This is a genomic window from Sphingomonas sp. (genome assembly GCF_017304615.1).
In the GTDB taxonomy this organism is placed as follows: domain Bacteria; phylum Pseudomonadota; class Alphaproteobacteria; order Sphingomonadales; family Sphingomonadaceae; genus Sphingomonas.
The window spans coordinates 1,161,316-1,185,827 of the sequence record NZ_JAFKLZ010000001.1 but is presented as its reverse complement, the minus strand read 5'-3'; the positions used below and the strand labels follow the sequence as shown (position 1 = coordinate 1,185,827).

The 24,512-nt window shown below is 66.2% G+C and carries 26 protein-coding genes and 1 other RNA gene; 20 read left to right on the top strand and 7 right to left on the bottom strand.

What is annotated here, in order from left to right; translation table 11 throughout:
- Nucleotides 1-30 precede the first annotated feature (30 nt).
- From J0J06_RS05975 to J0J06_RS05930, 10 genes are read left to right on the top strand one after another with little or no spacing between them, the layout of a single operon-like run.
- On the top strand, nucleotides 31-675 hold the full coding sequence (locus J0J06_RS05975) for an XrtA/PEP-CTERM system exopolysaccharide export protein (RefSeq protein WP_294040403.1): 645 nt from the start codon (nucleotides 31-33) through the stop codon (nucleotides 673-675).
- Nucleotides 676-689: 14 nt separating this feature from the next.
- A complete protein-coding gene (locus J0J06_RS05970; RefSeq protein WP_294040402.1) occupies nucleotides 690-2,201 on the top strand; it encodes an XrtA system polysaccharide chain length determinant in 1,512 nt (503 codons plus the stop codon).
- Entirely contained in the window at nucleotides 2,198-3,148 is a 951-nt protein-coding gene (locus J0J06_RS05965; RefSeq protein ID WP_294040401.1) for an AAA family ATPase, read from the top strand. The genes J0J06_RS05970 and J0J06_RS05965 overlap by 4 nt, the downstream gene beginning before the upstream one ends.
- Nucleotides 3,145-4,761 carry a hypothetical protein gene (locus J0J06_RS05960; RefSeq protein WP_294040400.1) on the top strand — a complete coding sequence of 539 codons (1,617 nt, stop codon included), beginning with the start codon at nucleotides 3,145-3,147 and terminating at the stop codon, nucleotides 4,759-4,761. The genes J0J06_RS05965 and J0J06_RS05960 overlap by 4 nt, the downstream gene beginning before the upstream one ends.
- Before the next feature lie 13 nt (nucleotides 4,762-4,774).
- Complete coding sequence (locus J0J06_RS05955) at nucleotides 4,775-5,785, top strand: AAA family ATPase (protein WP_294040852.1); 1,011 nt, start codon at nucleotides 4,775-4,777, stop codon at nucleotides 5,783-5,785.
- Nucleotides 5,786-5,797: 12 nt separating this feature from the next.
- Entirely contained in the window at nucleotides 5,798-6,637 is an 840-nt protein-coding gene (locus J0J06_RS05950; protein ID WP_294040399.1) for an XrtA system polysaccharide deacetylase, read from the top strand.
- Entirely contained in the window at nucleotides 6,634-7,707 is a 1,074-nt protein-coding gene (locus tag J0J06_RS05945) for a FemAB family XrtA/PEP-CTERM system-associated protein (protein ID WP_294040398.1), read from the top strand. Before J0J06_RS05950 ends, J0J06_RS05945 begins: the two co-directional genes overlap by 4 nt.
- Nucleotides 7,707-8,903 carry a TIGR03087 family PEP-CTERM/XrtA system glycosyltransferase gene (locus tag J0J06_RS05940; RefSeq protein ID WP_294040397.1) on the top strand — a complete coding sequence of 399 codons (1,197 nt, stop codon included), beginning with the start codon at nucleotides 7,707-7,709 and terminating at the stop codon, nucleotides 8,901-8,903. Before J0J06_RS05945 ends, J0J06_RS05940 begins: the two co-directional genes overlap by 1 nt.
- Nucleotides 8,900-10,426 carry an exosortase A gene (gene xrtA, locus J0J06_RS05935; RefSeq protein ID WP_294040396.1) on the top strand — a complete coding sequence of 509 codons (1,527 nt, stop codon included), beginning with the start codon at nucleotides 8,900-8,902 and terminating at the stop codon, nucleotides 10,424-10,426. Before J0J06_RS05940 ends, xrtA begins: the two co-directional genes overlap by 4 nt.
- Nucleotides 10,427-12,307, top strand: a complete 1,881-nt coding sequence (locus J0J06_RS05930) for an XrtA/PEP-CTERM system amidotransferase (protein WP_294040395.1) — start codon at nucleotides 10,427-10,429, stop codon at nucleotides 12,305-12,307.
- Between the two features lie 100 nt (nucleotides 12,308-12,407).
- Here J0J06_RS05930 and J0J06_RS05925 read toward each other — a convergent pair whose 3' ends face one another.
- From J0J06_RS05925 to J0J06_RS05910, 4 genes are all read right to left on the bottom strand, one after another.
- The gene (locus tag J0J06_RS05925) at nucleotides 12,408-12,593 is read right to left on the bottom strand and encodes a hypothetical protein (RefSeq protein ID WP_294040394.1); all 186 of its coding nucleotides are present in this window, start codon (nucleotides 12,591-12,593) and stop codon (nucleotides 12,408-12,410) included.
- Nucleotides 12,586-13,023, bottom strand: coding sequence for an MAPEG family protein (locus J0J06_RS05920; RefSeq protein ID WP_294040393.1), 438 nt, complete (start codon nucleotides 13,021-13,023; stop codon nucleotides 12,586-12,588). The genes J0J06_RS05925 and J0J06_RS05920 overlap by 8 nt, the downstream gene beginning before the upstream one ends.
- Nucleotides 13,024-13,302: 279 nt before the next feature.
- Complete coding sequence (locus J0J06_RS05915; RefSeq protein ID WP_294040392.1) at nucleotides 13,303-14,382, bottom strand: deoxyhypusine synthase; 1,080 nt, start codon at nucleotides 14,380-14,382, stop codon at nucleotides 13,303-13,305.
- A 101-nt stretch (nucleotides 14,383-14,483) separates the two neighbouring features.
- Nucleotides 14,484-15,668 (bottom strand): type III PLP-dependent enzyme, encoded by a 1,185-nt coding sequence (locus J0J06_RS05910; RefSeq protein ID WP_294040391.1) that lies wholly within the window; start codon nucleotides 15,666-15,668, stop codon nucleotides 14,484-14,486.
- Between the two features lie 141 nt (nucleotides 15,669-15,809).
- On the opposite strand from J0J06_RS05910, the gene J0J06_RS05905 reads away from it, so the two are divergent.
- Nucleotides 15,810-16,817: a threonine/serine dehydratase gene (locus J0J06_RS05905; RefSeq protein ID WP_294040390.1), complete on the top strand. Its 1,008-nt coding sequence runs from the start codon at nucleotides 15,810-15,812 to the stop codon at nucleotides 16,815-16,817.
- Nucleotides 16,818-16,938: 121 nt separating this feature from the next.
- On the top strand, nucleotides 16,939-17,106 hold the full coding sequence (locus J0J06_RS05900; protein WP_294040389.1) for a hypothetical protein: 168 nt from the start codon (nucleotides 16,939-16,941) through the stop codon (nucleotides 17,104-17,106).
- Nucleotides 17,107-17,114: 8 nt separating this feature from the next.
- Here J0J06_RS05900 and J0J06_RS05895 read toward each other — a convergent pair whose 3' ends face one another.
- Both J0J06_RS05895 and J0J06_RS05890 read right to left on the bottom strand, forming a co-directional pair.
- Nucleotides 17,115-17,438, bottom strand: a complete 324-nt coding sequence (locus J0J06_RS05895) for a hypothetical protein (RefSeq protein WP_294040388.1) — start codon at nucleotides 17,436-17,438, stop codon at nucleotides 17,115-17,117.
- Nucleotides 17,435-18,091 (bottom strand): alpha/beta hydrolase, encoded by a 657-nt coding sequence (locus J0J06_RS05890; protein WP_294040387.1) that lies wholly within the window; start codon nucleotides 18,089-18,091, stop codon nucleotides 17,435-17,437. The genes J0J06_RS05895 and J0J06_RS05890 overlap by 4 nt, the downstream gene beginning before the upstream one ends.
- 101 nt (nucleotides 18,092-18,192) lie before the next feature.
- Between J0J06_RS05890 and J0J06_RS05885 the strand changes: the two genes are divergently transcribed.
- The 8 genes from J0J06_RS05885 to J0J06_RS05850 all read left to right on the top strand — a co-directional run bounded on the left by J0J06_RS05885 (nucleotide 18,193) and on the right by J0J06_RS05850 (nucleotide 23,666).
- Nucleotides 18,193-19,266 carry an aminotransferase class V-fold PLP-dependent enzyme gene (locus tag J0J06_RS05885; RefSeq protein ID WP_294040386.1) on the top strand — a complete coding sequence of 358 codons (1,074 nt, stop codon included), beginning with the start codon at nucleotides 18,193-18,195 and terminating at the stop codon, nucleotides 19,264-19,266.
- Nucleotides 19,263-20,354 carry a cysteine desulfurase family protein gene (locus tag J0J06_RS05880; protein WP_294040851.1) on the top strand — a complete coding sequence of 364 codons (1,092 nt, stop codon included), beginning with the start codon at nucleotides 19,263-19,265 and terminating at the stop codon, nucleotides 20,352-20,354. The genes J0J06_RS05885 and J0J06_RS05880 overlap by 4 nt, the downstream gene beginning before the upstream one ends.
- Entirely contained in the window at nucleotides 20,351-20,680 is a 330-nt protein-coding gene (locus J0J06_RS05875) for a 2Fe-2S iron-sulfur cluster-binding protein (protein ID WP_294040385.1), read from the top strand. Before J0J06_RS05880 ends, J0J06_RS05875 begins: the two co-directional genes overlap by 4 nt.
- Before the next feature lie 93 nt (nucleotides 20,681-20,773).
- Nucleotides 20,774-21,007: a hypothetical protein gene (locus J0J06_RS05870; RefSeq protein ID WP_294040384.1), complete on the top strand. Its 234-nt coding sequence runs from the start codon at nucleotides 20,774-20,776 to the stop codon at nucleotides 21,005-21,007.
- Nucleotides 21,008-21,051: 44 nt separating this feature from the next.
- Nucleotides 21,052-21,149, top strand: an RNA gene (gene ffs, locus J0J06_RS05865) — signal recognition particle sRNA small type.
- Between the two features lie 171 nt (nucleotides 21,150-21,320).
- The gene (locus tag J0J06_RS05860; protein ID WP_294040383.1) at nucleotides 21,321-21,662 is read left to right on the top strand and encodes a hypothetical protein; all 342 of its coding nucleotides are present in this window, start codon (nucleotides 21,321-21,323) and stop codon (nucleotides 21,660-21,662) included.
- 49 nt (nucleotides 21,663-21,711) lie between these two features.
- The gene (locus J0J06_RS05855; protein ID WP_294040382.1) at nucleotides 21,712-23,346 is read left to right on the top strand and encodes a DNA polymerase III subunit gamma/tau; all 1,635 of its coding nucleotides are present in this window, start codon (nucleotides 21,712-21,714) and stop codon (nucleotides 23,344-23,346) included.
- Complete coding sequence (locus J0J06_RS05850) at nucleotides 23,343-23,666, top strand: YbaB/EbfC family nucleoid-associated protein (protein WP_294040381.1); 324 nt, start codon at nucleotides 23,343-23,345, stop codon at nucleotides 23,664-23,666. Before J0J06_RS05855 ends, J0J06_RS05850 begins: the two co-directional genes overlap by 4 nt.
- 111 nt (nucleotides 23,667-23,777) lie before the next feature.
- Here J0J06_RS05850 and mtgA read toward each other — a convergent pair whose 3' ends face one another.
- A complete protein-coding gene (mtgA, locus tag J0J06_RS05845) occupies nucleotides 23,778-24,488 on the bottom strand; it encodes a monofunctional biosynthetic peptidoglycan transglycosylase (protein ID WP_294040850.1) in 711 nt (236 codons plus the stop codon).
- Nucleotides 24,489-24,512 lie beyond the last annotated feature (24 nt).

Genomic DNA, 24,512 nt, shown 5'->3' with positions numbered 1-24,512 from the left:
CATCGTCAAGCGCGCATCAGGAGGCCGGTTATGCGTTTCATCGAACTTTCCAGGGCCGCCGTCCTTTTGGGGGCGAGCGCCAGCGCGCTCAGCGGCTGTGCGGGAGGCGGGGGGCGCGGCTCGCTACCACCCGCCGCATTCGTCGCCTCCAAGGAGCAGCCGGGCGAGGAATATATTATCGGCCCGCTAGACCAGCTCAACATCTTCGTATGGCGCAACCCCGAACTGTCGGCGAAGGTCACGGTGCGCCCCGATGGCCGCATCACGACGCCCTTGGTCAGCGATATGCCCGCCGTCGGCAAGAGCCCGGCGATGCTGGCCGACGACATGAAGATCGCGCTCGGCACCTACATCAAGGACCCGATCGTCTCGGTCATCGTCGAATCGGCGCAGAGCACGTTCAGCCAGCAGATCCGCATCGTCGGCGCGACCGAGAAGCCGGCGTCGCTGCCGTATCGAGCCAACATGACGCTGCTCGATGCGATGATCGCGGTCGGGGGCCTCAACCAATACGCCGCGGGCAACCGCGCGCGACTGGTCCGCTATAACCGGGACACTGGGAAGCAGCAGACCTACAACATCAAGATCGGCAAGTTGCTGAAGAGCGGCGACCCGACGGCGAACGTCCGGCTGGAGCCGGGCGACGTCATCATCATCCCTGAGTCGATGTTCTAAGGGGGCATCGACCGGTGAACGGCCTCTACGAAGAAATCCGCATCGCCCTGCATTCGATCTGGCGTCGCCGCTGGCTCGCGCTGGGCGTAGCGTGGGGAATTGCGATCCTCGGCTGGCTGGTCGTCAGCCAGTTGCCCAACCGCTATGAAGCGAAGGCGCGCGTGTTTGTCCAGATCAGCAGCGTGCTGCCCGCGGCGATCGGCGTGACCGCCGCCGACCAGCAGAACGATGTCGATACGATCCGCCAGACGCTGACCAGCGCGGTCAACCTGGAAAAGGTCGTGCGCGGCACCGACCTGGCTAATACCGTATCGGGTACGCAGGATATTGCCGATCGCGTCGCCGGCCTGCAGACATCGATCAAGGTCGTCGCGCAGCAAAATAACCTGTTCGAGATCACGGCGTCCGCTTCGAGCCCCAAACTCGCCAAGCAAATCGTCGACAAGCTGATCTCGATCTTCGTCGACCAGAACTTGTCGGACGACCGCACCGATACGCAGGCGACGTTGCGCTTCCTCGACGGGCAGGTCGATCAGATGCAGACGCGGCTCGCCGATGCCGACGCCAAGCGGACGCAGTTCCAGACCCAGTATCTCGGCTCGCTGCCGGGCACGGGCACATTGCAGGATCGCATGGCGGCGGCGCGTACGCAGATGGCGCAGATCGACAGCGATCTCGCGGCGGCGCAGACCAGCCTTGCCGCGATCAACGGCCAGATGGCGGGCGCGCAGCCGACCGTGGCGGGGCCTACAGGCGTCGTCGGCGGCCCGGCGCGCGCACGGCTGGCCGCGATCGAAGGGCAGCTCGCCGACGCGCGGGCCAAGGGCTATACCGAGAGCCATCCCGACGTGGTTGCGCTCAAGAGCCAGCTTGCGGCGGCGCGGGCAGCCGCGAATGCCGAACCCTTGGGCGCGGGCGGGGGCGGACAGCCCAACCCAATGTATCTTTCGCTCAAGTCGATGCAGGCCGACAAGCAGGCACAGGTCGCCGCGCTCAGCGCGCGCAAGTCACAGCTGCAGGGTGACATCAACGCGATCATCGCCAAGCTGAACGGCGACCCGGCGGTCGCTAGCGAGCAGGGCCAGATCGAGCGCGACTATCAGGTGCTCAAGGACAAGTACGACGCAATGCTCGGCCAGCGCGAGACGATCCGCGTGCGTGCGCAAGCGCAGGCGCAGACCGATGCCATCAAGTTCCGCACGATCGATCCACCGACGGCGCCGCGCAAGCCCACCGCACCCAACCGGCCGGTTTTGCTGGCCGGCGTGTTGATCCTGGCGATCGGCGGCGGACTCGCGGCGGCCTATGCGATGGCGCAGCTCAAGGTGACGTTCGCGACTGCCGGGCGGCTGGAAAAGGCGAGCGGGCTGCCCGTGATCGGATCGATCAGCGAGCGTGTGTCGCGTGCCGACGCCGATTTACGAAAGCGCAAGCTCAAGCTGTTCGCGGGGGCGAGCGCGGCGCTGGTCGTGGCGTTCGTTGGGCTGCTCGGGGTCGAGATGCTGATGCGGGGGCTGGCGGCATGAACAAGCCGATCATCAGGCAAGGCGGCTCGCTGCTCGAACGCGCGGCCGAGGTGTACGATTTCACCGCGCATTTCCGCGTGCCGGTCATTCCCGAAAACGACTTGCCGCCCGCGCCGCCCGTCGAGCCGGTTGAACGTGAACCGCAATTGCAGGCCGTCGTACAGCCGCCCGCCGCCGCGCGCGTGTCCTACGCGCCACCGGTGCCCACGCGCGAGGCGGCGATCGACCGTGAGGCGCTGGCCGAAAACGGACTGCTCGTCCCCGGCGCGCCGGTCGGCGTGCTCGCGGAGGAATTCCGCCTCGCCAAGCGGCAGTTGCTCCTGACCGCACGCCGCCTCGCCGCGATCGATCCGGCCAAGGCGCGCACGATATTGGTCTGTTCGCCCCAGCCCGGCGACGGCAAGACCTATTGCGCGGTCAACCTTGCCATCTCGATGGCGGCGGAGCGCAACGTGCGCGTCCTACTGGTCGATGCCGATTTCGCGAAGCCGAGCGTGATGAGCCGCCTGGGCGTCCAGGATGGCCCCGGCCTGCTCGACGCGCTGGGCGATCCGTCGATCGACGTCGAAAGCTGCGTCGTGGGGACGGATATTCCCAATCTCAGCCTGTTGCCGGCCGGCGCAGGATCGACGTCGGACACCGAACTCATCGCCAGCGACCGCACGCCCGCGGTGATCGCGCGGTTGCTCGCGGCCGATCCGCAGCGCGTCGTGATCTTCGATTCGCCACCCGCGCTCGCCGCGTCGCCCGCATCGGTGCTTGCGCTCCATGTCGGTCAGGTCATGCTCGTGGTCCGCGCCGACAGTACGATCGAAAGCGACATTCGGGACGCCGTGCATCGGCTCGAGGGGTGCGAAGAAATCCAGCTTTTGCTGAACAGCGTTTCGTATGCGCCCGGGGGCGCGCGCTTCGGCAGCTATTACGGCCATCAGGGGGACGGCCAATGATCATCAGGATAACCGGGGCCGCGATGATCGCGGCGCTGCTGGCGGCGACGCCTTCGGCGGCGCAGGATCGCGACGGAGGCGGAAAGCGTCACGTCGCGATCGCGCCCTATATCGAGCTCAGTCAGGTGCTGACGTGGGATTCGGTATCGGACGACGTGCTGACCTATACGTCGGCGGCGGCCGGCGTGGATGCGTCGGTCAATACGCAGCGCGTCACGGTCAACATTTCGGCGCGCTACGAACATCAGTTCACCTACGATAACCGCCAGAGCGACGCGGACATCCTGAGCGGTCTCGCCAACGCGCAACTGCGCGTGACGCGTGGCTTGTCGATCGAGGCGGGCGGAATCGCGACGCGCACGCGCAACGATATTCGCGGCGCGGCGCCGATCTTTTTCGGCAACGACAACAGCAACGTCAGCAACGTCTATTCGGCGTATGTCGGGCCAAGCTTCGCGACCGGGCGCGGGCCGATCTTCATCAACGGCGGCTATCGCTTCGCCTATACCAAGGTGACCGAGCCAGGCCCGACGGGCATCGCTCCGGGCAGCCCGCGGATCGATTATTTCGACGATTCGAAGATCCATCTCGCGACGCTGTCGACCGGGTTCAAGTCGGGCACGGTCGCGCCGTTCGGCATGACTCTGAGCGGTGGGTGGACGCGGGAGGATCAGGGCCAGCTCGGTGGCCGGTTCGAGGGCCTGTATGGCCGCGGCGACATCGTTATGCCGCTCAGCCGTACGGTCGCTGTGGTGGGCGGCGTCGGTTACGAGAAGATCACGTCGAGCGCGCGCGATCCGCTGCTCGATACGGCGGGCGATCCGGTGATCGACCGCAACGGCCGCTTCGTCACCGACCCGGCATCGCCGCGCCGCATCGCCTATCGCACCGACGGCATCTATTGGGACGCTGGCGTGCTGTGGCGGCCCAGTCCGCGCACCCAGTTCGAAGCGCGGGTCGGGCGGCGGTACGGCAGCTGGAGCTACACCGGATCGTTCAGCTATGCACCGACGCCGAGCGTCGGCGTCCAGGTCGCCGTCTATGACCAGGTGGAGACGTTTGGTGGCCAATTGCAGCGGGGCCTGCGCGGCCTGCCCAAGGAATTCACGCAGACGCGCGACTTGCTGGCGCAGCAGTTCAGCGGCTGCACGTTCGGCACGACCGGTGGCGGGGCGACGGGCGCCTGCCTCAATTCGGTGTTCCAGTCGGTGTCCAACGCGACCTATCGTTCGCGCGGGATCGACGGCACGGTCAGCCTGACGCGCGGCGAGTCGCAGATCGGGTTTGGCGCCGGCTATGCCAACCGCAAGCTCTACGCGCCGCAAAGCCCGGGCATCGTCATCTATGGCGTGACCGACGAAAGCTATTACGCGCAATTGTTCTATTCGACCCGGCTCGGGCCGCGCACGACGCTGAGCGGCGACGTGTTCGCCAATTATTACGACAGCGGCCTTGCGCCCGGCATCCTGAGCCTTGGCGCCACCGGTTCGCTGTCGCGCAGCTTCGGGCGGTTGGGCACGAGCCTGTCCGTCGGCGCCTACACGTTCAGCCAGGACGGGCAGCAGGACCAGACGCAGGCGCAGGCGCTGGTCGGCGCGCGGTATCAGTTCTGAAGGGCAAGCGATGATGCACGACGACCATTACGGACTGAGCGAACGCCCGTTCGCGCTGACGCCCGATCCGAAATTCTGGTTCGACAGCGCCACGCACCGCAAGGCAATGGCCTATCTGGGCTATGGTCTGAGCCAGGGCGAGGGATTCATCGTCATCACCGGAGAGGTGGGTGCGGGCAAGACCACCCTGATCGGCCACTTGCTGGCGACGATCGACCACGACCGGCTGCACGCGATCAAGCTGGTCTCCACCCAGATCGAGGCCGACGACTTGCTGCGCATCGTCGCGGGCGGGCTGGGGGTCGAGAACGCCGGACTGACCAAGGCGCAGTTGCTCGTTGCGATCGAGCGGGGCTTGCACGCAGTCGCGCGGAGCGGGCGGCGGACATTGCTGATCGTCGACGAGGCGCAGGCGCTGGACAATGGCGCGCTGGAAGAATTGCGGATGCTGTCCAATTTCCAGGCTGGTGGGCATGCCCTGTTGCAGACCGTGCTGCTCGGCCAGCCCGAATTTCGTGCGGCGCTCAACGGGTCTGACCGGCTCGAACAGCTTCGCCAGCGCGTGATCGCGGTCCATCATCTCGACCCGATGGGGCGCGAGGAGATCGAGCCCTATATCGCGCACCGCCTGTCGCTTGCCGGGTGGCGTGGGCATCCCGATTTCACGCCGGACGCGATCGACGCGCTGTATCGCGGTTCGGACGGCGTGCCGCGCCGGCTCAACCAGCTTGCCGCGCGCGTGATGCTGCAAGGCGCGGTCGAGCGGCTCGACGTGATCGACGGCCGGACGGTGGATCTGGTCGCGGCCGACATCAACGGCGACATGCCGGTCGTCCCTGCGCCCGTTCCTGCGCCGCTGCCGATGCCGGGGCCGGTTGCGCACCCCGTGTCGATCGCGCCGGACCGGTTCGCGGCGATCGAGGCGCGGCTGGAGGAACAGGATGCGGCGCTGCGCCGCGTGCTCGCGTTGCTGGTCGACTGGGTCGAGGGCGCCGAGGCAATGCGCGGCGGCCGCGCGGCCTGACGGAGAGGGATCATGCTCAACGGCCTGTCCGTCGATGTCGAGGAATGGTTCCAGGTCGGCGCGTTCGAACGCGTGATCAAGAAGGCCGACTGGGACGGGCTGGAGGGTCGCGTCGACTACAATACCGGCAAGGTGCTCGACCTGTTCGCCGAGAGCGAGGTCAAGGCGACGTTCTTCACGCTCGGCTGGGTGGCGGACCGGCATCCGAAACTGATCCGGCGCATGGTCGCGGAGGGTCATGAGGTCGCCAGTCACGGCTGGGACCATGACCGCGTGTTCACGATGGATGCGGCGGCGTTCCGCGACGATCTGAAGCGCGCGCGAACGGCGCTGGAGGATGCATCGGGGCAGAAGGTTACCGGCTATCGCGCCCCGAGTTTCTCGATCGACCACCGGACGCCCTGGGCGCATCAGGTACTTGCCGAGGAAGGCTATCGATATTCGTCCAGCGTCGCGCCGATCTCGCATGACCATTATGGCTGGGCGGATGCGCCCAAGCATGCCTATCGACCGGTTGCGGGATCGGATCTGATCGAGCTGCCGGTTAGCCTGGCGAGTATCGGCGTCAGGAAAATCGTGACCGGAGGCGGCTTCTTCCGGTTGCTGCCCGGCGAAATCACCTATCGCGCGATCGCCCGGACCAACCGCGCCGATCGCCCAGCCGTCTTCTATTTCCACCCGTGGGACATGGATCCCGGCCAGCCGCGCGTCGCGAACGCGCCGCTGCGGTCGAAGCTGCGCCACTATCCGCGGCTCGGTGCGATGGCGGGCAAGCTGCGGACCCTGGTCGCGAAGCATCAATGGGGTCGCGTCGATGCGGTTGTCGCGCAGGAAGCGGCGCGGCTGTCATGACCGTCCAGCCTTCCACGCTCGTCGCCATAACGCCTGCCGACCTCGGTGATGCCGCCGAGCGCGCGCGGATCGACGACTATGTTCGCGCGCATCCCGATGCGACGCCGTTCCATCTGACCGGCTGGAACGTCGCGGTGGCGCGCGCGTGCGGCCAGACCGCGCATTGCCTGATCGCGCAGACCGCCGATGGCGAGATCGTCGGCGTGTTGCCGCTGACGGAGATTCGCTCGCCGCTGTTCGGCAACGCGTTGGTGTCGACCGGGTTCGCGGTAGATGGCGGCATCCTGACGCGCCGCGATGCCGTCGCCGACGCCTTGGCGGCATCGGGCTGGGCGCTCGCCGAAAAGCTGGGCTGCCCGAGTCTCGAACTGCGTGGCGGACCGGCGCCGGGCGAGGGGTGGATCGTCGATGACACGACCTATCTCGGCTTCTCGCGCGACCTGTCCGCCGACGACGAGGCGCAGTTGCTCGCGATCCCCCGCAAGCAGCGCGCAGAGGTGCGCAAGTCGCTCGACGGCGACCTGCAAGTCGCGATCGGCAATTGGCCGAACGACCTCGCGATGCACTATAGCGTGTTCTCGGAAAGCGTGCGGAACCTCGGCACGCCCGTGTTCCCGGCGAAGCTGTTTCGCGAGGTCGCGAAGGAACTCGGCGATCATGCCGATATCGTCACCGTCTCGCATCGCGGCACGCCGCATGCGAGCGTGTTCAGCGTCTATCTCAACGGCACCGTCTACCCGTTCTGGGGCGGCGGCACGCGCGAAGCGCGCGCGCTGAAGGCGAACGATCGGCTGTACTACGAGCTTATGCGCCATGCTCGCGCGAACAAGGCCTGTACGCGCTACGATTTCGGCAGATCGAAGGCGGGAACGGGCGTCGCCGCGTTCAAGAAGAATTGGGGGTTCGAGGGTGTGCCGCTGCGCTATGCCAAGCGCGTCGCGCCGGGCGAGGCTCCGCGCGAAATGAACCCGATGAGCCCGAAATATCGGCTGCAAGTCGCGGTCTGGAAGAAGCTGCCCTTGTGGCTGGCGAACACGATAGGGCCGGTGATCGCCAAAGGCCTCGGCTGATGGGTGATTTGTTGTTCCTGGCGCACCGGTCGCCGTTTCCGCCCGATCGTGGGGACAAGATCCGGGCGTATAACGTGCTCAAGTATCTCAGCAGCCGGAAGCGAGTGCATCTGCTCGCGTTCGCTGATGATCGGCGTGATCTGGATCATGGCGGCCTGGCGTCGCTGACCGCGAGCCGGGAAGTGCTCTGGCGCGGCAAGTCGCGGGTGGTCGCGACACTGGAAGCGCTGGCGCAGGGCAAGCCGGCCTCGCTGACCGCGTTCGACGACAAGGCGATGCGCGCCGCAGTGGCGGACGTGCTGGCGCGCGAGGCGATCGACACGATCTACGTCTTCTCGGGGCAAATGGCGCAATATGTCCCCGCCGATTTTGGCGGGCGGGTGATCATGGATTTCTGCGACATGGATTCGCTGAAGTTCGCCGATTACGCGAAGGGTTCGCACGGCCCGATGCGCTGGCTGATGGCGCGCGAGGCGGGGGCTTTGCAGGCGTTCGAACAGGCGACGGCGCGCCGCGTCGACGCCAGCCTGTTCGTCAGCGCGGCCGAGGCGCAGATCTTTCGCGTGAGAACGGGCGCGCAGAACGTGCAGGTGGTCGAGAACGGCATCGATACCGACTTTTTCGATCCGGACGTGGCGTTCGAAACGGTGGATGTCGCGGGGCCGCTGATCGTGTTCACCGGGCAGATGGATTACCGCCCGAATGTCGAGGCGGTGACGTGGTTTGCGCGCGACATCCTGCCGATGATCCGCGCGGCGCATCCGGGCGCGCGATTTGCGATCGTCGGGCGTCATCCGACCGACGCGGTTCGGGCGTTGGCGGGCGACGCGGTGATCGTCACCGGCGAGGTTGCGGACGTGCGCGGCTGGCTCGCCGCGGCGGCATGCGTGGTTGCGCCACTCAAGATCGCGCGGGGCATCCAGAACAAGGTGCTCGAAGCCATGGCGATGGCGCAGCCGGTGGTTGCGAGCATGCCGGCGTCCGAGGGGATCGACCATGACGGCGCGATCCTGAGTGGAGCCGGGGCGGATGATATTGCGCGGGCGGTGGTGGAACTGCTGGGCGATCGGGACCGGGCCGATGCGCTGGGCCGGAAGGCGCGCGAGCAGGTCAAACGACGCTATGGCTGGACGGCGCGGCTGGCCCTGCTGGATGCGCTGGTCGGTGGATCGTCCGCGGCGCGGAGCGCGGCGTGACCAGTATCGCGCAGACCGCGCCGAACGCCTTCACACTAGCGGCGGCATGGCGTCGACCGCTGGTTGCGCTCGGGCTGGTCGTGGCGGTGCTGCTTGTCGCGTTCCGCCGCGACGTGAGCGATCTCGCCGCGCTCTACTGGACCAATACGACGTTCGGGCATTGCCTGTTCATCGCGCCGGTGATCGGCTGGCTGGTGTGGATCCGGCGGAGCGAACTCGCGCAACTGACGCCGCAGGGCTGGGCGCCGGGGCTGGCGCTGGTCGCGGCGGGCGGGTTTGGCTGGCTGCTCGGCGATGCCGGGACAGTGTCGTTCGCGCGGCATTTCGGGCTGGTGATGATGTTGCAGGGCGCCGTGGTGACGGTGCTGGGGCCAAACGTCGCGCGCGGGCTGCTCTTTCCGCTGGCCTATGCGCTGTTCCTGGTGCCCTTCGGCGACTTCCTCGAGCCGCCGCTCCAGACAGTGACGGTCTGGATGACGATGCACTTGCTTCATCTGGTCGGCGCGCCGGCGACGGTCGATGGCGTGCTGATCACCGCAGGGGGCAAGTATTTCGAGGTGGCGGAAGCGTGCTCGGGATCGAAGTTCGTGATCGCGATGGTCGCGTACGGCGTGCTGGTCGCGAACCTTTGCTACCGCACCTGGCCGCGACGGCTTGCCTTCATGGCGATGGCATTGGTCGTGCCGGTGCTGGCGAACGGTATCCGCGCGTTCGGGACGATTTATGCCGCCGTTCTGACGAGCGTGGAGCAAGCGACCGGATACGACCATATCGTGTTCGGCTGGGTGTTCTTCGGGCTGGTGATGGCGGCGGTGCTCGCGATCGGGTGGAAGTGGTTCGACCGCGCGCCCGATGCGCCGGCGTTCGATCCGGCGAAGCTCCGGGGAGCCATTCGGTGGCGGCTCGACGTGCCGGTCGCCGCGTTGCTCGTGCTGGCGACGGCGATGATCTTTCCCACATGGTCTGCGGCGATTGCGCATCGGGCACAAGCGCTGCCCGCGCACATCGATCTGCCGCAAGTGCCCGGTTGGAATCGCGCACCCGTCAGCACGACCGCACCGTGGATGCCCAACTATCCGGGCGCCGACCATCAGCTGTTCGGCCGTTACGTCGATGCGCAAGGCAATACGGTCGATCTTGCCATCGCCGTCTATGGCAGCCAGCGCGAGGGCAAGGAGATCGTCGGATTCGGCATCGGCGCGATCCGGCAGGATGACCGCTGGGTGAAGATAAAGGACCTGGATGCGCTGAACGGTGGCACAGTCGTGGCGATGACCGCGCCGGGACCGGTGGAGCGGCAAGTCGCGACATGGTATCGGGTCGGGTCGGTGCTGACCTCCAGCGGGAAAATCGTGAAGCTCGAAACCCTCAAGGCGAAACTGTTCGGTGGCCCGCAGCGTGCCGTCGCGATCCATCTGTCGGTGGAAGGCGGCCGCGATCCGCGGGCGACGATGACGACGTTCCTGGCGTCGCTCGGCCCGCTCGACGTGCTGGCGGATCGCAGCGCGGGCATGACGCGCTAGATGTGCGGTATCGCCGGGGTCTTCCACCCCGGAACTCCAAAGCCGGTCGATCGCGCTCGAGTGCTGGCGATGGCCGACGCGCAGGCGCATCGCGGGCCGGACGGGGCAGGGGTGTGGACCGCGCCGGGCGTGGGGCTCAGTCATCGCCGCCTCGCGATCATCGACGTCGCGGGCAGCTCGCAGCCGATGCAGGACGGCGACCTGACGGTCACGTATAACGGCGAGATCTATAATTTCGCCGAGGTGCGTAAGGCGCTTCAGGTGATGGGCGCGAAGTTCGTCACTAATGGCGATACCGAAGTGTTGCTCCATGGCTGGCGCGCCTGGGGACCGGCGATGCTGGAGCGGCTCAACGGCATGTTCGCGTTCGCGTTGCACGACGCCGGACGACAGAGCCTCTTCCTCGCTCGCGACCGGCTCGGGGTGAAGCCGCTCCACTATGTCGAACTGAGCGATGGGTCGGTGGCGTTCGCGTCAGAGTTGAAGGGACTGCTCGCGCATCCGTTGCTGCGCCGCGCGCCCGATCTGTCGGCGATCGAGGATTTCATGGGGCTCGGCTACGTCCCCGACGACGCCTGCATCGTCGCGGGAGTGAAGAAGCTGCCCGCCGCGCATTTCCTGCTGCTAGAGCGCGGGCGGCCGATCCCGCACCCGCAACGCTGGTGGGACATGGACTTCACCCGGCGCGCCAGCGGGTCGGTCCGGGATCTGGAGGCCGAACTGGTCGAGCGGATGCGCGCGGCGGTGCGGCTGCGTATGGTGTCGGACGTGCCGCTCGGCGCGTTCCTGTCAGGCGGGGTCGATAGTTCGGCCGTCGTCGCGCTGATGGCGGAGGCGTCGAAGGGCGCGGTCAAGACGTGCACGATCGGTTTCCAGGAAGCGGGGCATGACGAGCGCGCCTACGCCGATGCGATCGCTGCGCGGTACCACACCGATCACCGCGAGCGCGTCGTCGCGGCGGACGATTTCGCGCTGATCGACCGGCTGACTACGGCGTTCGACGAACCCTTCGCCGATGCCTCAGCGCTCGCGACGTATCGCGTGTGCGAATTGGCGCGCGAGCAAGTCACGGTCGCGCTTTCCGGCGACGGCGCCGACGAAGCGTTCGCGGGGTATCGCCGCTACAAGTTTCAGGCGGCTGAGGAACGCGTGCGGTCGCTGCTGCCGGGTGGCCTGTCCTCGACCGTGTTCGGGACGCTCGGGCGGTTCTATCCCAAGGCCGATTGGGCGCCGCGGCCGTTGCGGGCAAAGACGACGTTGCTTGCGCTCGCGGATGACGGCGCGACCGCCTATGCGCGATCGGTCGGGGTGACGACGCCGGCGCTGCGCCAGCAGCTCTTTACCGTCGACGCCTGGCGGCAGCTCGGCGGGCATCGCGCGGAGAACCGCTACATCGCGACGATGCGCGACGCGCCGGCGCGCGAAGCGCTCGACCGCGCGCAATATGCCGATGTGCAGCACTGGCTGCCCGGCGACATCCTGACCAAGATCGACCGCACCAGCATGGCGGTGAGCCTGGAGGCGCGTGAACCGTTGCTCGACTACAGGCTGATGGAATTCGCCGCGTCGTTACCGGTGTCGATGCGTTTGCGCGGCGGGCAGGGCAAATGGCTGATGAAGAAGGCGATGGAGCGCTATCTGCCGCGCGACATCCTGTATCGGCCCAAGATGGGGTTCGTGACGCCGATCAGCACCTGGTTTCGCCGGGATCTGGCCGGGGAGGCGGCTGGGCTCGCTCGGTCGCCGCGGCTACTGCAATGGTTCGACGGCCCGGCGATCGAGAAGCTGGCTGCCGACCACCGGGCCGGGCGCGCCGAGCATGGCCGGACGTTATGGCAGCTGGTGACGCTCGAGCGGAGTTTGGCGCACCTGTTCGGCTAGGTGGCGCGAAGTGAATTCGCGCCGTCGGTCGGCGCAGACGCGCCGCCGGCCGGACTCGGCGCAAAGCGCGAAATAGCGCAGCTATTTCACTGCGCCGAGCCTAACGCAGCTTGGCGATATTCAGCCCGTCTTCCTTCGCGCGGGCCTTCACCGATTCCTCGCTCCGGGTCAGCGCCTTGGCGATCGCTTTCAGCGCCATCCCCTTCTTGGCGAGCGTGTGGAGCTTCTGCACCTCGTTCTGACGCCACGGTTGCTTGTGGCGCTCGAACCCTTCGCCCTTAGCCATGGAACTGGAACACCGCCATCGCCGCATGGAGCGTCAGCGCTACGAGGCACAGAGTCGATAGCGCGAACAGCAGGAAGCGGGTCGATACCTTGTTGACGGTCGCTTGCCACAAGCTGTGCGCAATCCGGAAACCGACATAGCCCCAGGCGATCCAGGCGTTCATGCCGTCGCCCGTGCCGCTGAACGCGATGACCAGACACACCGCGTAGAACAACGTGGGCTGTTCCATCAGGTGGTTATAATTGTGCGCCTTCCATTGTGTTGCAGGGGGCAGAACGCCGTCCGCATCGGCCCCCTTGCCACCGACCAGTTTGCCGAGATCGACACCGGCCGCCTTCATTGCCGGCAGTCGCGTTGCGACCAGCCACACGAGCATCACCAGCGTCCATGCGATCAGGACGACCATCGGTTTCAGGATTTCACTGTGCATCAAGCCTCTCCCCAAAGCGTTACCGGTTAGGCTGCATCAATCGGTTCGGGAACGCAACGTTGCTGGTGAAAACGCTTTAAGAGCGTCGAAGGCGGCTCGGGCGGCGTCGATGCTTCGTTCGCGCATATCAACCGGATGGCGGGTGTCGCGAGGGCGGCACGGTAAGGATCAACCAATCGTTATGCAGGACTTGATCCGGCATCCCGGGTCTTTGTTCTGTTCGCGACGAAAAGCGCGACCCCGGCTCAGGGCCGGGGGCACGACGGTTGGTGTTTGGGGTCAGGCGAACAGCTTGCCCCAGGCGCGCTTCGCGCGGTCCTTCCAATGGCCGCGGTGATAGGCGTCCGACGCCAGCAGCGGCATGACCGACCCGGCTTCGGCGAACACCATCTGTTCGATCCCGGTGTTCACCTTGCCCCAGCTTGCGGCTTCCTGCAGCGTCGAGGACGAGCACGCGCCGTCGCGGACGTCGGCGACGGTGATCTGCACGGCGTATTTGTGGACCTCGACATCCTCATGGCCCAGGATTTCGGCGCAGACGACGGTGTCCTGAATGAAGTTCTTCGGCACGCCGCCCCCGATCATCAGCAGGCCAGTGGTGCCCGCCTGGATCTTGATCTCGGTGAGCTCGCGGAAATCGGCGATCGCGTCGAGCACCATATAGGGCTTGCCCGCCTTGGCACGGTCGACCTGATGCTTGACGAGGCCGAAGCCGGCCGATGAATCGACGAACGCCGGGCAGAAGATCGGCACGTCATGCTCGTAGGCGAGCTTGACGAGGCTGTTATCCTTCTTGCCGTGCTCGGCGAGATACTTGCCCATCTCGCGGATGAACGCGCGGCTCGAATAGGGCTTCGGCTCGAGCGAATCGGCGATCTTCAGGATCGTATGGTCGCAATCCTGGAGCTGCTCCTCGTCGATATAGGTGTCGTAGATGCGATCGATATAAAGCGAGCGCAGCGTATCATCGTCAGGAATTTCAAGCGCCTGATAGTGCTTGTGGCCAAGGCCTTCGAAGAAATCCATATCGACGATCGAAGCGCCGGTCGCGACGACGACATCGACCATGTTGTTGCGGATCAACTCTGCATAGAGGTCCATGCAGCCGCCGGCCGAGGTCGATCCGGCGATGACCAGGCAAACCGTGCAATCCTTGTCCGCCAGCATCTGATTATAAATCTTCGTCGCGCGGCCAAGGTCGCGGCTGGTGAAGCTCATGTCGCTCATCGCATCGACGATCGGTCGCGCGTCGAAGCTGGTGATGTCGATGTGCTTGACTTGCTTCGACAGCAGTTCCGCCTTGCGGGTGTCGTTGATCGGCGCGTTCGCCGCGGCGGTCTTGGTCAGGGTGTCGGTCATGGTTTTCTTTCTCTCATGCCGCCGTCGTTATGGGGACGCGGAAACCCGTAAGGGGGCGGTGCACCGCAGCGCGCCGCCGCCAATTCGCTAGAAACGAGTTGTTACAGCTTTACGACGTTCGACGCGACCTGTTGGTCCGGCGCGACGTAGAGCGACGCCATCGGTTCGTCCTCGACGATCACCGTCTCGTCCGATCCGAAGCCGTTGAACGCGGTTCGCATCGCCGAACCGTACGCGCCGAGCATCCCGATCTCGAGATAATCGCCCGCACGGATGTCCGCCGGGAGCAGGAAGGGACCCTTCATGTAATCGAGATCGTCGCAGGTCGGGCCGTAGAAGCTGAACGGCATGTCCTTGGCGTTGCTGTCGGGCTCGCGCAGCAGCGTCACCGGAAAGCGCCAGTCGATATGCGCGGCATCGAACAGCGCACCGTACGCGCCATCGTTGATGTACAGTTCGTCGCCGCGACGCTTTTCCACGCGCACGATGATCGAGCTGTATTCGGCACACAAAGCGCGGCCCGGCTCCGCCCACAATTCCGCCGAATACGAAATCGGCAGCGATTCGAACGCGCGATAAATCGTCTCGAAATACAGTTCGAGCGGCGGCGGCTCCATGCCCGGATAGGTCGACGGGAACCCGCCGCCAACGTCGACGACGTCGACCGTCACCGCGGCCTCGACGATCGCCTGGCGCACGCGCTCCATCGCATCGGCATAGGCCTGGGGCGTCATCGCCTGGCTGCCGACATGGAAGCAGATGCCGAGCGCGTCGGCGACCTGGCGGGCCTGGAACAGCAATTCCTTCGATTCGCCGGGCGCCACGCCGAACTTCGACGCGAGGCTGAGCTTCGAATGTTCCGACGAGACGCGCAGCCGCACGCAGAGCGTCAGGTCGCTGGCGTTGCGGGTCGCGCGGACGATCTTGTCGAGTTCCTCGATCGAATCGAGGCTGAAGGTCTTCACGCCATGCTCGAAATACGCCTGCGCGATCGCTTCCTCGGCCTTCACCGGGTGCATGAAGCACAGCACCGCCTCGGGCAACGTGCGCCGCACCAGCCGCACTTCGTTGAGCGACGCGACGTCGTAATGCGTGATGCCGCTGTCCCACAGGATCTGGAGCAGATCGGGCGAGGGGTTCGCCTTCACCGCATACATCGAGCGGCCCGGAAACTTCTCTACGAAGAATCGAGCGGCGCGCGCGGCAGCGTGCGGACGAATGAGCGTGACCGGAGCTACCGGTCGGAGGGCAGTAGCTAGCCCCAGCGCGTTATGATGCTGCTGCAATTCAAGGGACCTCCAAGTGGCTTGCGCCGTCGTTCACGAAATGCTGCCTTGCGGTTGGAAGTCCCATGGGGCAGCGGGAAGCGGGCAGATAGGGTCGGTGACCCCCCACGTAAAGCGTTTTTTTGTGACAGGAGGCGAGCAGTGACGATCGTGCGACAGCCGACGCGGGCCGGGGTGCGGGACGCCGCCGCGAAAATCGCCGCGATCCTGCCGCCGACGCCGCTTTTTACGCATGATTTCAACGGTGTGACGGTCGCCTTTAAGGCGGAATCGCTGCAGCCGATCGGCGCGTTCAAGCTGCGCGGGGCGTGGCACCGGCTGACGGCGCTGGACGAGGATCAACGACGCAAGGGAGTCGTTGCGTTCAGTTCCGGGAATCACGCGCAAGGCGTCGCCTGGGCGGCGAAGAGACTCGGCATGCCCGCGACCATCGTGATGCCCGCCGACGCGCCGCGGGCGAAGCGCGACGGGACACTTGCGCTGGGGGCGGAAGTGGTGCCTTACGACCGCGCGGGCGGTGAGGATCGTATCCGCAAGGCGCGCGACCTGGCCGAGGCGCGGGGCGCGACGTTGGTGCCGAGCTTCGACGATCCGTGGATCATCGAGGGGCAGGGATCGGTCGCGATCGAGGCGCGGCGGCAGATGGAAGCGATGGGGCTGGGCGAGCCGAGCCATGTCGTCGTGCCATGCGGCGGCGGCGGCCTCGCGTCTGGCATCGCGCTCGGCCTGTCGGAGGCGCGGATCACCGTGGTCGAGCCGGAGGGCTGGGATGACATGCGCCGCAGCCTGGAGGCGAGCTGGATCGAGCCGGTCGGCCCCAACCCGCCGCCGACCGCGTGCGACGCGTTGCAGACGCCGGAGGTCTCACCGCTGACGTTCGAGGTGCTGGCGCGCCGTGACGCGAAGGGCGTGGCGGTCAGCGAGGCCGAGGTGCGCGCGGCGCAACGCTGGGCGGCGTCGGTGCTGCGTCTGGTGGTCGAGCCGGGTGGCGCGGTGGCGCTGGCGGCGCTGCTCGCGGGCAAGGTCGAGGCCGAGCCGGGGATGCTGATCATCCTGTCGGGCGGCAATGTGGACATGGAGGCGTATGCGCGCGCGCTGGCGCCCGAACCCGCCGAAGCCCCCGCCATCCCGGCGCTGAGCGGCGCATGAAGACCACGTCGATCAGTTCCTTGGCTGTGCTCCGGCGAAGGCCGGAGCGTTGGCAATCGCAGCCTTCCATCTCCAGCGCTCCGGCCTGCGCCGGAGCACGAGCAAAAGAGTATCGGCACGCATGACTGGCCTCGAACAGGTCGCCCCCGCGATCGCGATGATCGCGGCGTTCATCCTGGCGTTCTTCGGCGTGAGGCTGACGCTACGCCCGGACACGCGGACGAAGGGCATGCTGATGGTCGTGATGGCGCTGGTGCTGGTGGGGAATGTGGTGATCTGGACGCTTTAGACGTCTGGTCATTGCGGCGGTTGCGCCGGGAAGCCGACGTTTTTGAACTTAGCAGATTGAGCTAGAAAGATGACCCCGCCGACGCATTTATAACGGACGTCGGTGTCGCTAACGATCGAAATCCCGCGCCATTTTTTTCGCAGCTGCTTAAGCCGCTGAACAAAGCGCCCGCGATCGTCTGGCAGTTTGAAGTCGCTACCATCGACCGATGCAAAACAACTCGCAGCGTCACGGATTTGCACTGTGATTGGCAGAGATCGGGACGCCGAATAAGCGGGTGCAAGCGCGACCAGCGCGGCGACGGCAGCCAGCGCTAGCCGCGAAACGATCACCTGATCGGCGAATTCGGGTCGAGCCGCATGTCCAGATACTTGTCCACGCTCCCCATCAATTCCCCCATCTCATGCTCGAAGAAATGGTTCGCTTTCGGGATCGTGTCGTGGTGGATCGTGATGTGGCGCTGGGTGCGGAGCTTGTCGACCAGCTTCTGGATCGCGACCGGGGTCGCCACTTCGTCATTCTCGCCGGCGATCAGGATGCCGCTCGCCGGGCACGGCGCGAGGAAGGTGAAGTCGTAGAGGTTCGCGGGCGGCGCGACCGAGATGAAGCCGCGGATTTCCGGGCGGCGCATCAAGAGCTGCATGCCGATCCACGCGCCGAAACTGACGCCCGCTATCCAGGTGGTCGAGGCCTCCGGATGGAAGCTCTGCACCCAGTCGAGCGCCGACGCCGCGTCCGACAGCTCGCCGATGCCGTTGTCGAACGTGCCCTGGCTCTTGCCGACGCCGCGGAAATTGAAGCGCAAGGTCGCGAAGCCGCGGCGCTGGAACGTCTTGTAGAGCTCCATCACGATGCGGTTGTTCATCGTGCCCATCGCCTGCGGGTGCGGGTGTAGGATCATCGCGACCGGCGCGCGGGGCTTGGGGCCGGGGTTGAAACGGCCTTCGAGACGGCCTTCGGGGCCGGGGAAAATGACTTCGGGCATAATGTCCTGTCGCAGGAATAAGTGGCCGCCAGTGTGGCGGGAAAGGTTGCGCGCTATATAGGCAGGAAGTCCTGTCACGCAATTGGAACGAATCGGCCCCGATGAGCGCCCGCATCTATCTCGACCATGCCGCGACCACGCCGCTGCTGCCTGCGGCGCGCGAGGCGATGGCGGAAGGGTTCGCGCGCTGGGCCAATCCGTCCTCGCCGCACGCCGAGGGGCGCGCGGCAAAAGCGGCGCTGGAGGCCGCGCGGGGGCAAGTCGCAGCGGCCTATGGCTGGGCGGGCGAAGTGCTGTTCACAAGCGGGGCGAGCGAGTCGCTCAGCATCGCGCTGACGCGGAGCACGGTCGAACGGCGGCTGGCGGGCGCGGTCGAGCATGACGCGGTGCTGCGCGCGGCGTATGACATCGCGCTCATCAAGGTTGGCGCAGACGGGCTGGTCGATGGCGACGCGCTCGACGCCGCGATGGCGGGGGAGGGCCGGGCGGTCGTCGCGATCCAATGGGCGAACAGCGAAACCGGCGTGCGCCAGCCGATCGCGGCGCTGGCTGAGCGCGTTCATGCCGCTGGCCACCTGCTGCTGGTCGATGCTGCACAGATGCCGGCGGGCGCCGATCGCGACGTCGCGCGGCATGCCGATTTCGTCGCACTGTCGGCGCACAAGCGCGGCGGGCCGATCGGGGTCGGCGCGCTGCTGGTGCGCGATCTCGCCACGCTCGACCCGACCGGGGGGCAGGAGCGGGGCTATCGGCCGGGAACGGAGAACATGCCCGCGATACTCGGCTATGCCGCCGCGCTCGCCGAGCCGGAGGACGTCGCGCGCTATGCCGAGCTGCGCCGCTATCTCGACGACGCCATGACGTCACTCGGTGCCGAGCCGGTGCTTTCGGGGGCATTGCGGCATCCGGCGATTGGATCGTACCGCTTGCCCGGCGTTGCTGCGACCACCCAATTGATCCGGCTCGACATGGCCGGGATCGCGGTATCGGCGGGCAGCGCCTGCGCCAGCGGGAGCATGAAGCCGAGCCATGTGCTGACCGCGATGGGCTGGGATCAGCAGGCGGCGCAGGAGGTAGTGCGCGTCAGCTTCGGGCGATCGACCACCCAAGGCGACCTGGACACGTTCATCGCGGTATGGCGCGACATCGTGGCGGGGCGATCGAGGGCGGCATGACCTATCTCGACTATCAGGCAACGACACCGCTCGCGTCCGAGGCGTTCGAGGCGATGCTGCCGTGGCTCCGCGACCAACACGCCAACCCGCATTCGGCGCACCGTGAAGGCCGCGCGGCGAAGGCGGCGGTCGAGGTGGCGCGCGAGCAAGTCGCAGCGTTACTGCCGGAAGGCGGCACGGTCAGCTTCACGAGCGGCGCGACCGAGGCGCTCAACTGGGCGATTAAGGGCACGACTGGTCCGATCGTCACCGCCAGCACCGAACACGCGGCGGTGCTCGACACGGTGTATGCGGAGGCCCGCTATGGGCGACCGTTCACGGTCCTACCCGTCCAGCCAGACGGCTTGATCGATCTCAATCGCGCGGCCGAGGTCATCCAGCCCGGCACGGGGTTGGTCGCCATCATGCTGATCAACAACGAAGTCGGCGTGATCCAGCCGATCGACGAATTGGCGGCGCTGGCGCACGAAGCTGGCGCGCTATTCTTGTGCGACGCCGTGCAGGGATACGGCAAACTCGACATGCCCCAATCACCCGACTTGATCGCGGTGTCAGCGCACAAGATTTACGGACCCAAGGGGGTCGGCGCGCTATGGATACGCGAGGGCATAAAGCTCGATCCGCTGCTCAACGGCGGCGGGCAGGAGCCGGGCGGTCGATCCGGCACCTTGTCACCAGCGCTGTGCGCCGGTTTCGGTGCGGCGGCGCGCATCTACGTCGACGATGTCGGAGGCGAAGACGATCATATCATCGATCTGTGGGATGCTGCGGTTAGTAGGCTCGGGCCGGAATGGACGATCAACGGTTCGATCGACCATCGCTTCAAAGGCAACCTCAACATCCGTCGCAAAGGTCTCGACGTCGCGCGGCTGATGTCCGACTTGCGCGACATTGCCTTCTCTGCCGGATCCGCCTGCGCCAGCGGATCGGGACGGCCGAGCCACGTGCTGCAGGCGATCGGGCTTGGCGACGCAGAGGCGAAGTCGAGCATCCGGTTGGGTTTCGGCCGGTACACGACCGAGGACGAACTGGTCGACGCACTTACCCGGATCGATGCCGCCGCCCGCGCGCAGCGGATCGCAGCATGACTCGCGTGACCTTCATCGAGCGGGACGGCTCACGGCGCGAAGTCGAGGCGCAGCCCGGCGACCGCCTGCTCGACGTGGCGCAGAACGCCGGCGAGCCGCTGGAGGGAACGTGCGAGGGACAGATGGCCTGTTCGACCTGTCATGTGATCATCGACGCCGGCGACTTCGCCAAGCTGCCGCCTGCCGTCGAGGAGGAGGAAGACATGCTCGATCTCGCGGCTGGCGCCACACGGTACAGCCGACTCGCCTGCCAGATCTGGCTCGACGGCATCGAGGCCCTGACCGTGCATATACCCCCCGAATCCAAGAACATGCAGGGCCGCTGATCCGGCCGATCCGTGCCGATATTTCGGTTACGGAACGAGCCTGCCGCTCGACCGTTCTGGCGGCATGGGGGAATTCAGGAAGAGGAACTGCATATGAAAAAGCTGCTTTTGATTGCGGCCATGGCTGCGGGTGTCGTGGTCGTGCCGGCCGCCGCGAACGCCGCTCCCGGTCAGGAACGAGTCACCCGCACCACGGTGACGCGAACCAGCGATACAGAGCGCCGCTGGAACGGTGGCCATCGCTGGAAATGGAAAAAGGTCTGCACGACCAAGTGGCGGCACGGGAAGAAATGGCGCCAATGCCGTAACGTGCGCGTCCGCTGGTAATTCGCTGACCGCTTGAAAGCGCCGCCCGACCCCGCCATATGGCGCGCGGGAGTCGGGCGGACGTGGTCGTCGCCAACCTGGTCAGGGCCGGAAGGCAGCAGCCACAACGATTTCGCCACGGGTCGTTCCGGCTCCCACCGCGCAGTTTTCGAGTGCGCGATTGCATCGCGCCTCGAAAACAAGCGCGGCCGGCAGTGCAAGGCGCTGTCCGACGCCATCGCTTTGCTATGACGCGTTTCCTCAGTCATAACGCCGGAACAACAATCCGTGGTAGCGCATTTGGACAATGCCTCTGACCTAAAGGAGACTTGTGATGCGTTTTGCCCCAATTCTTGCCGCGGCGTTGGCCTTTGCCGGCATCGTGAGCGCGACGCCCGCCGCAGCCAGCACGGCACTGACGAAGGCGGTTCCCGTCTCTTCATCGATCAACGCGGACCCGGCCGCCGGCACCACCGCTGAGCAATATCGCGACGGTCGCGGCTGGCGGGCCGATCGCGGTTGGCGCGGCAACCGCAGCTGGCGTGGTAATCGCGGTTACTATCGGCGCGGCTATTACCGCCCCAATCGCTACTACCGCCCGTATCGCAGCTGGCGTGGTGGCCGCACGGTGTGCCGCTACCGCCACGGCTATCGTCGCTGCTATCGCGTTTATTGAGGGCGCATAGCCTTCGACATTACGGCTCGCCGATCCTAGATAGGGGTCGATGTCCGACGACTCCTTCCTCGACCTTGGCGAGCCGCCTCAGCCCAAAGACACCGCCTATCGCGTTCTGGCGCGCAAATACCGGCCGCAGAGTTTCGATCAGCTTATCGGCCAGGACGCGATGGTCCAGACGCTGGCCAATGCAATCCGTCGCGGGAGGCTCGCGCACGCGTTCCTGCTGACGGGTGTGCGCGGGGTGGGCAAGACCAGCACCGCGCGTTTGATAGCGAAGGCTCTCAACTGCATCGGCCCGGATGGGCAGGGGGGTCCGACGATCGACCCGTGCGGCGTGTGCGAGCCCTGCGTCTCGATCGCCGAAGGGCGCAATATCGACGTGATCGAGATGGACGCCGCGAGCCACACCGGCGTCGATGACATGCGCGCGGTGATCGACGCGGCGCGACTGGCGGCGTTCGGCGCGCGGTTCAAGATCTACATCATCGACGAAGTCCATATGCTGTCGAAGAATGCGTTCAACGCGCTTCTGAAGACGTTGGAAGAACCGCCCGAGCATGTGAAGTTCCTGCTGGCGACGACCGAGGTGCAGAAGGTGCCAGTGACCGTGCTGTCGCGGTGCCAGCGGTTCGATCTGCGGCGGATCCCAGCGGACAAACTGGCGGCGCATTTCGCGCATGTATCGGAGCTGGAGGGCGCGGAGGCCGAGCCTGAGGCGCTGGCGCTGATCGCGCGTGCGGCGGACGGGTCGGCGCGCGACGGCCTCTCGATCCTCGATCAGGCGATCGCGCATGCCGGGATGGAGGGCGGCGGCGTGAGCGCGCCAGCGGTCCGCGCGATGCTGGGCTTGAGCGATCGTGCGGCGATCCGCGACCTGTTTGGGCTGCTGCTGGCGAGCGACGCGGCGGGCGCGCTCAGTGCTCTACGAACGCAATACGATCTCGGCGTCGATCCGCAGTCGGTGTTGCGTGGATTGCTGGAGACCGTCCATGCGACCACGCTGGCCAAGCTCGGCGGCGATGCCGACCCTGCGCAATCGGCGGAGGAACGCGAAGCCTATCGGAGCTGGGCGCAGAACCTTTCGTTCCCGGCGCTGCATCGGCTGTGGCAGCTGATGCTCAAGGGGCATGACGAGGTCGGGCGCGCCGCCTTGCCGATCGAGGCGGGGGAGATGGCGCTGCTGCGCGTGGTCCATGCCTCCAGCCTGCCAGACCCGGGCGAACTGGCGCGCCAGATCGCGTCGGGTGCGCCGATCGCGGCTGCTCCCGCCGCCAGCGGAACGTCAGCGCTCGCCGCTACACCGGTCAACGCTCTCCCGGCGACATTCGAGGACATGGTCGGGTTGATCCAGCGCAACGGTGGGGGATCGCTATTGTCGCATCTCAACGCCAATGCCCGCCCGATCCGCTATGCGCCGCCCGAACTGACGCTGAGCACGCAGCGGCCGCTCCCGGCCGACTTGCCAAGCCAATTGGCGGCGCGACTGCACGACCTCACGGGCGTCAAATGGAAGATCACGACCGAGGATGCCGTGGGAGAGGCGACGCTGTCGGAGCGGCGCAAGGCGGCGGAAGAAGCGGAGCGTGCCGCGATCCTCGAAACCCCCATCGTCAAGGCGGCGTTCGAGGCGTTCCCCGACGCGGTGCTGGAAAACTGGAACAAGGAAATACAGGCATCATGAAGAGTCTCGAAGACATCATGGCGATGGCGCAGAACGTCCAGGCCGAACTGGCCAAGGCGCAGGACGGGCTCGACCAGATCGAGGTCGAAGGTGCGTCGGGTGGTGGCCTCGTCAAGGTGAAGGCGTCGGCCAAGGGTCGGATCATCGCCATCTCGATCGACGATTCGCTCATCGTGCCGGCGGACAAGCAGATGCTGGAGGATTTGATCGTCGCCGCGTTCAACGATGCGCGGGCGAAGGCCGATGCCGCGTCGAATGCCGAGATGTCGAAGATGACGCAGGGCATGCCGCTGCCGCCGGGGTTCAAGCTGCCCTTCTGACGAGTAGTTTTACGTCGTCATGCCGGACTTGATCCGGCATCCCACTTCTTTTCTGCGTCGATCAAGCGGGACCCCGGCTCGAGGCCGGGGTGACGAGGGAGCACCGCAACGCTATTTCAAACAGCTATCCAGCCCACTGCCGCGCACCACGTCCACATAGCGCGCGATCGCGTTGCCGTGTCGCCGCACGAAGCCCGTCGGGTCCACTGCGTCGCGCTTCTTCGGTAGCGGCAACACCGCGGCGATCCGCCCCGCCTCGATCGCCGTCAGTTTCGACGCGTCGTGTCCGAAATAGCGGATCGACCCGGCATTGGCGCCGTAGGTGCCGATCCCGGTCTCCGCGACGTTGAGATACACCTCCATGATCCGCCGCTTCCCCCACAGATGTTCGATCAGGAAGGTGAAATACGCCTCGAACGCCTTGCGGACATAGCCGCCGCCCTGGATCAGGAAGACATTCTTCGCGGTCTGCTGGCTGATGGTCGAGCCGCCGCGGATGCGGCCGCCTTTCTGGTTGCGATTATAGGCCTGCTCGATCGCGCGAAGATCGAAGCCGTTGTGCAGGCAGAAGCGCGAATCCTCGCCCGCGATCGCGGCGCGGGCCATCCGCGGATCCATCTGATCGAGCGACATCCACTGCTTGACGATGCCGTTCCCCGACACGCCGTCCGCCAGCATCGTGAAGGTGATCGGCGGGTTGACGAAACGGTAGAGTCCGACCCAGACGACACTGAGCACCACGAAGCCCAGCACGGATTTCCAGGCCCATCCAAAGATGCGGCGCGGCCAAGAACGGCGGGGGCTGGTGCGTCTTGCAGGCATGGCGTCGTCGGCAGGTTCGGTCGT

Excerpts from the sequence above, each read along its gene's own strand:
- J0J06_RS05975 (WP_294040403.1), top strand. The coding sequence starts at position 31 with ATGCGTTTCATCGAACTTTCCAGGGCCGCCGTCCTTTTGGGGGCGAGC.
- J0J06_RS05965 (WP_294040401.1), top strand. The coding sequence starts at position 2,198 with ATGAACAAGCCGATCATCAGGCAAGGCGGCTCGCTGCTCGAACGCGCG.
- J0J06_RS05960 (WP_294040400.1), top strand. The coding sequence starts at position 3,145 with ATGATCATCAGGATAACCGGGGCCGCGATGATCGCGGCGCTGCTGGCG.
- J0J06_RS05955 (WP_294040852.1), top strand. The coding sequence starts at position 4,775 with ATGCACGACGACCATTACGGACTGAGCGAACGCCCGTTCGCGCTGACG.
- J0J06_RS05950 (WP_294040399.1), top strand. The coding sequence starts at position 5,798 with ATGCTCAACGGCCTGTCCGTCGATGTCGAGGAATGGTTCCAGGTCGGC.
- J0J06_RS05945 (WP_294040398.1), top strand. The coding sequence starts at position 6,634 with ATGACCGTCCAGCCTTCCACGCTCGTCGCCATAACGCCTGCCGACCTC.
- J0J06_RS05940 (WP_294040397.1), top strand. The coding sequence starts at position 7,707 with ATGGGTGATTTGTTGTTCCTGGCGCACCGGTCGCCGTTTCCGCCCGAT.
- J0J06_RS05930 (WP_294040395.1), top strand. The coding sequence starts at position 10,427 with ATGTGCGGTATCGCCGGGGTCTTCCACCCCGGAACTCCAAAGCCGGTC.
- J0J06_RS05925 (WP_294040394.1), bottom strand. The coding sequence starts at position 12,593 with ATGGCTAAGGGCGAAGGGTTCGAGCGCCACAAGCAACCGTGGCGTCAG.
- J0J06_RS05920 (WP_294040393.1), bottom strand. The coding sequence starts at position 13,023 with ATGCACAGTGAAATCCTGAAACCGATGGTCGTCCTGATCGCATGGACG.
- J0J06_RS05915 (WP_294040392.1), bottom strand. The coding sequence starts at position 14,382 with ATGACCGACACCCTGACCAAGACCGCCGCGGCGAACGCGCCGATCAAC.
- J0J06_RS05900 (WP_294040389.1), top strand. The coding sequence starts at position 16,939 with ATGACTGGCCTCGAACAGGTCGCCCCCGCGATCGCGATGATCGCGGCG.
- J0J06_RS05890 (WP_294040387.1), bottom strand. The coding sequence starts at position 18,091 with ATGCCCGAAGTCATTTTCCCCGGCCCCGAAGGCCGTCTCGAAGGCCGT.
- J0J06_RS05885 (WP_294040386.1), top strand. The coding sequence starts at position 18,193 with ATGAGCGCCCGCATCTATCTCGACCATGCCGCGACCACGCCGCTGCTG.
- J0J06_RS05880 (WP_294040851.1), top strand. The coding sequence starts at position 19,263 with ATGACCTATCTCGACTATCAGGCAACGACACCGCTCGCGTCCGAGGCG.
- J0J06_RS05875 (WP_294040385.1), top strand. The coding sequence starts at position 20,351 with ATGACTCGCGTGACCTTCATCGAGCGGGACGGCTCACGGCGCGAAGTC.
- J0J06_RS05870 (WP_294040384.1), top strand. The coding sequence starts at position 20,774 with ATGAAAAAGCTGCTTTTGATTGCGGCCATGGCTGCGGGTGTCGTGGTC.
- J0J06_RS05860 (WP_294040383.1), top strand. The coding sequence starts at position 21,321 with ATGCGTTTTGCCCCAATTCTTGCCGCGGCGTTGGCCTTTGCCGGCATC.
- J0J06_RS05855 (WP_294040382.1), top strand. The coding sequence starts at position 21,712 with ATGTCCGACGACTCCTTCCTCGACCTTGGCGAGCCGCCTCAGCCCAAA.
- J0J06_RS05850 (WP_294040381.1), top strand. The coding sequence starts at position 23,343 with ATGAAGAGTCTCGAAGACATCATGGCGATGGCGCAGAACGTCCAGGCC.
- mtgA (WP_294040850.1), bottom strand. The coding sequence starts at position 24,488 with ATGCCTGCAAGACGCACCAGCCCCCGCCGTTCTTGGCCGCGCCGCATC.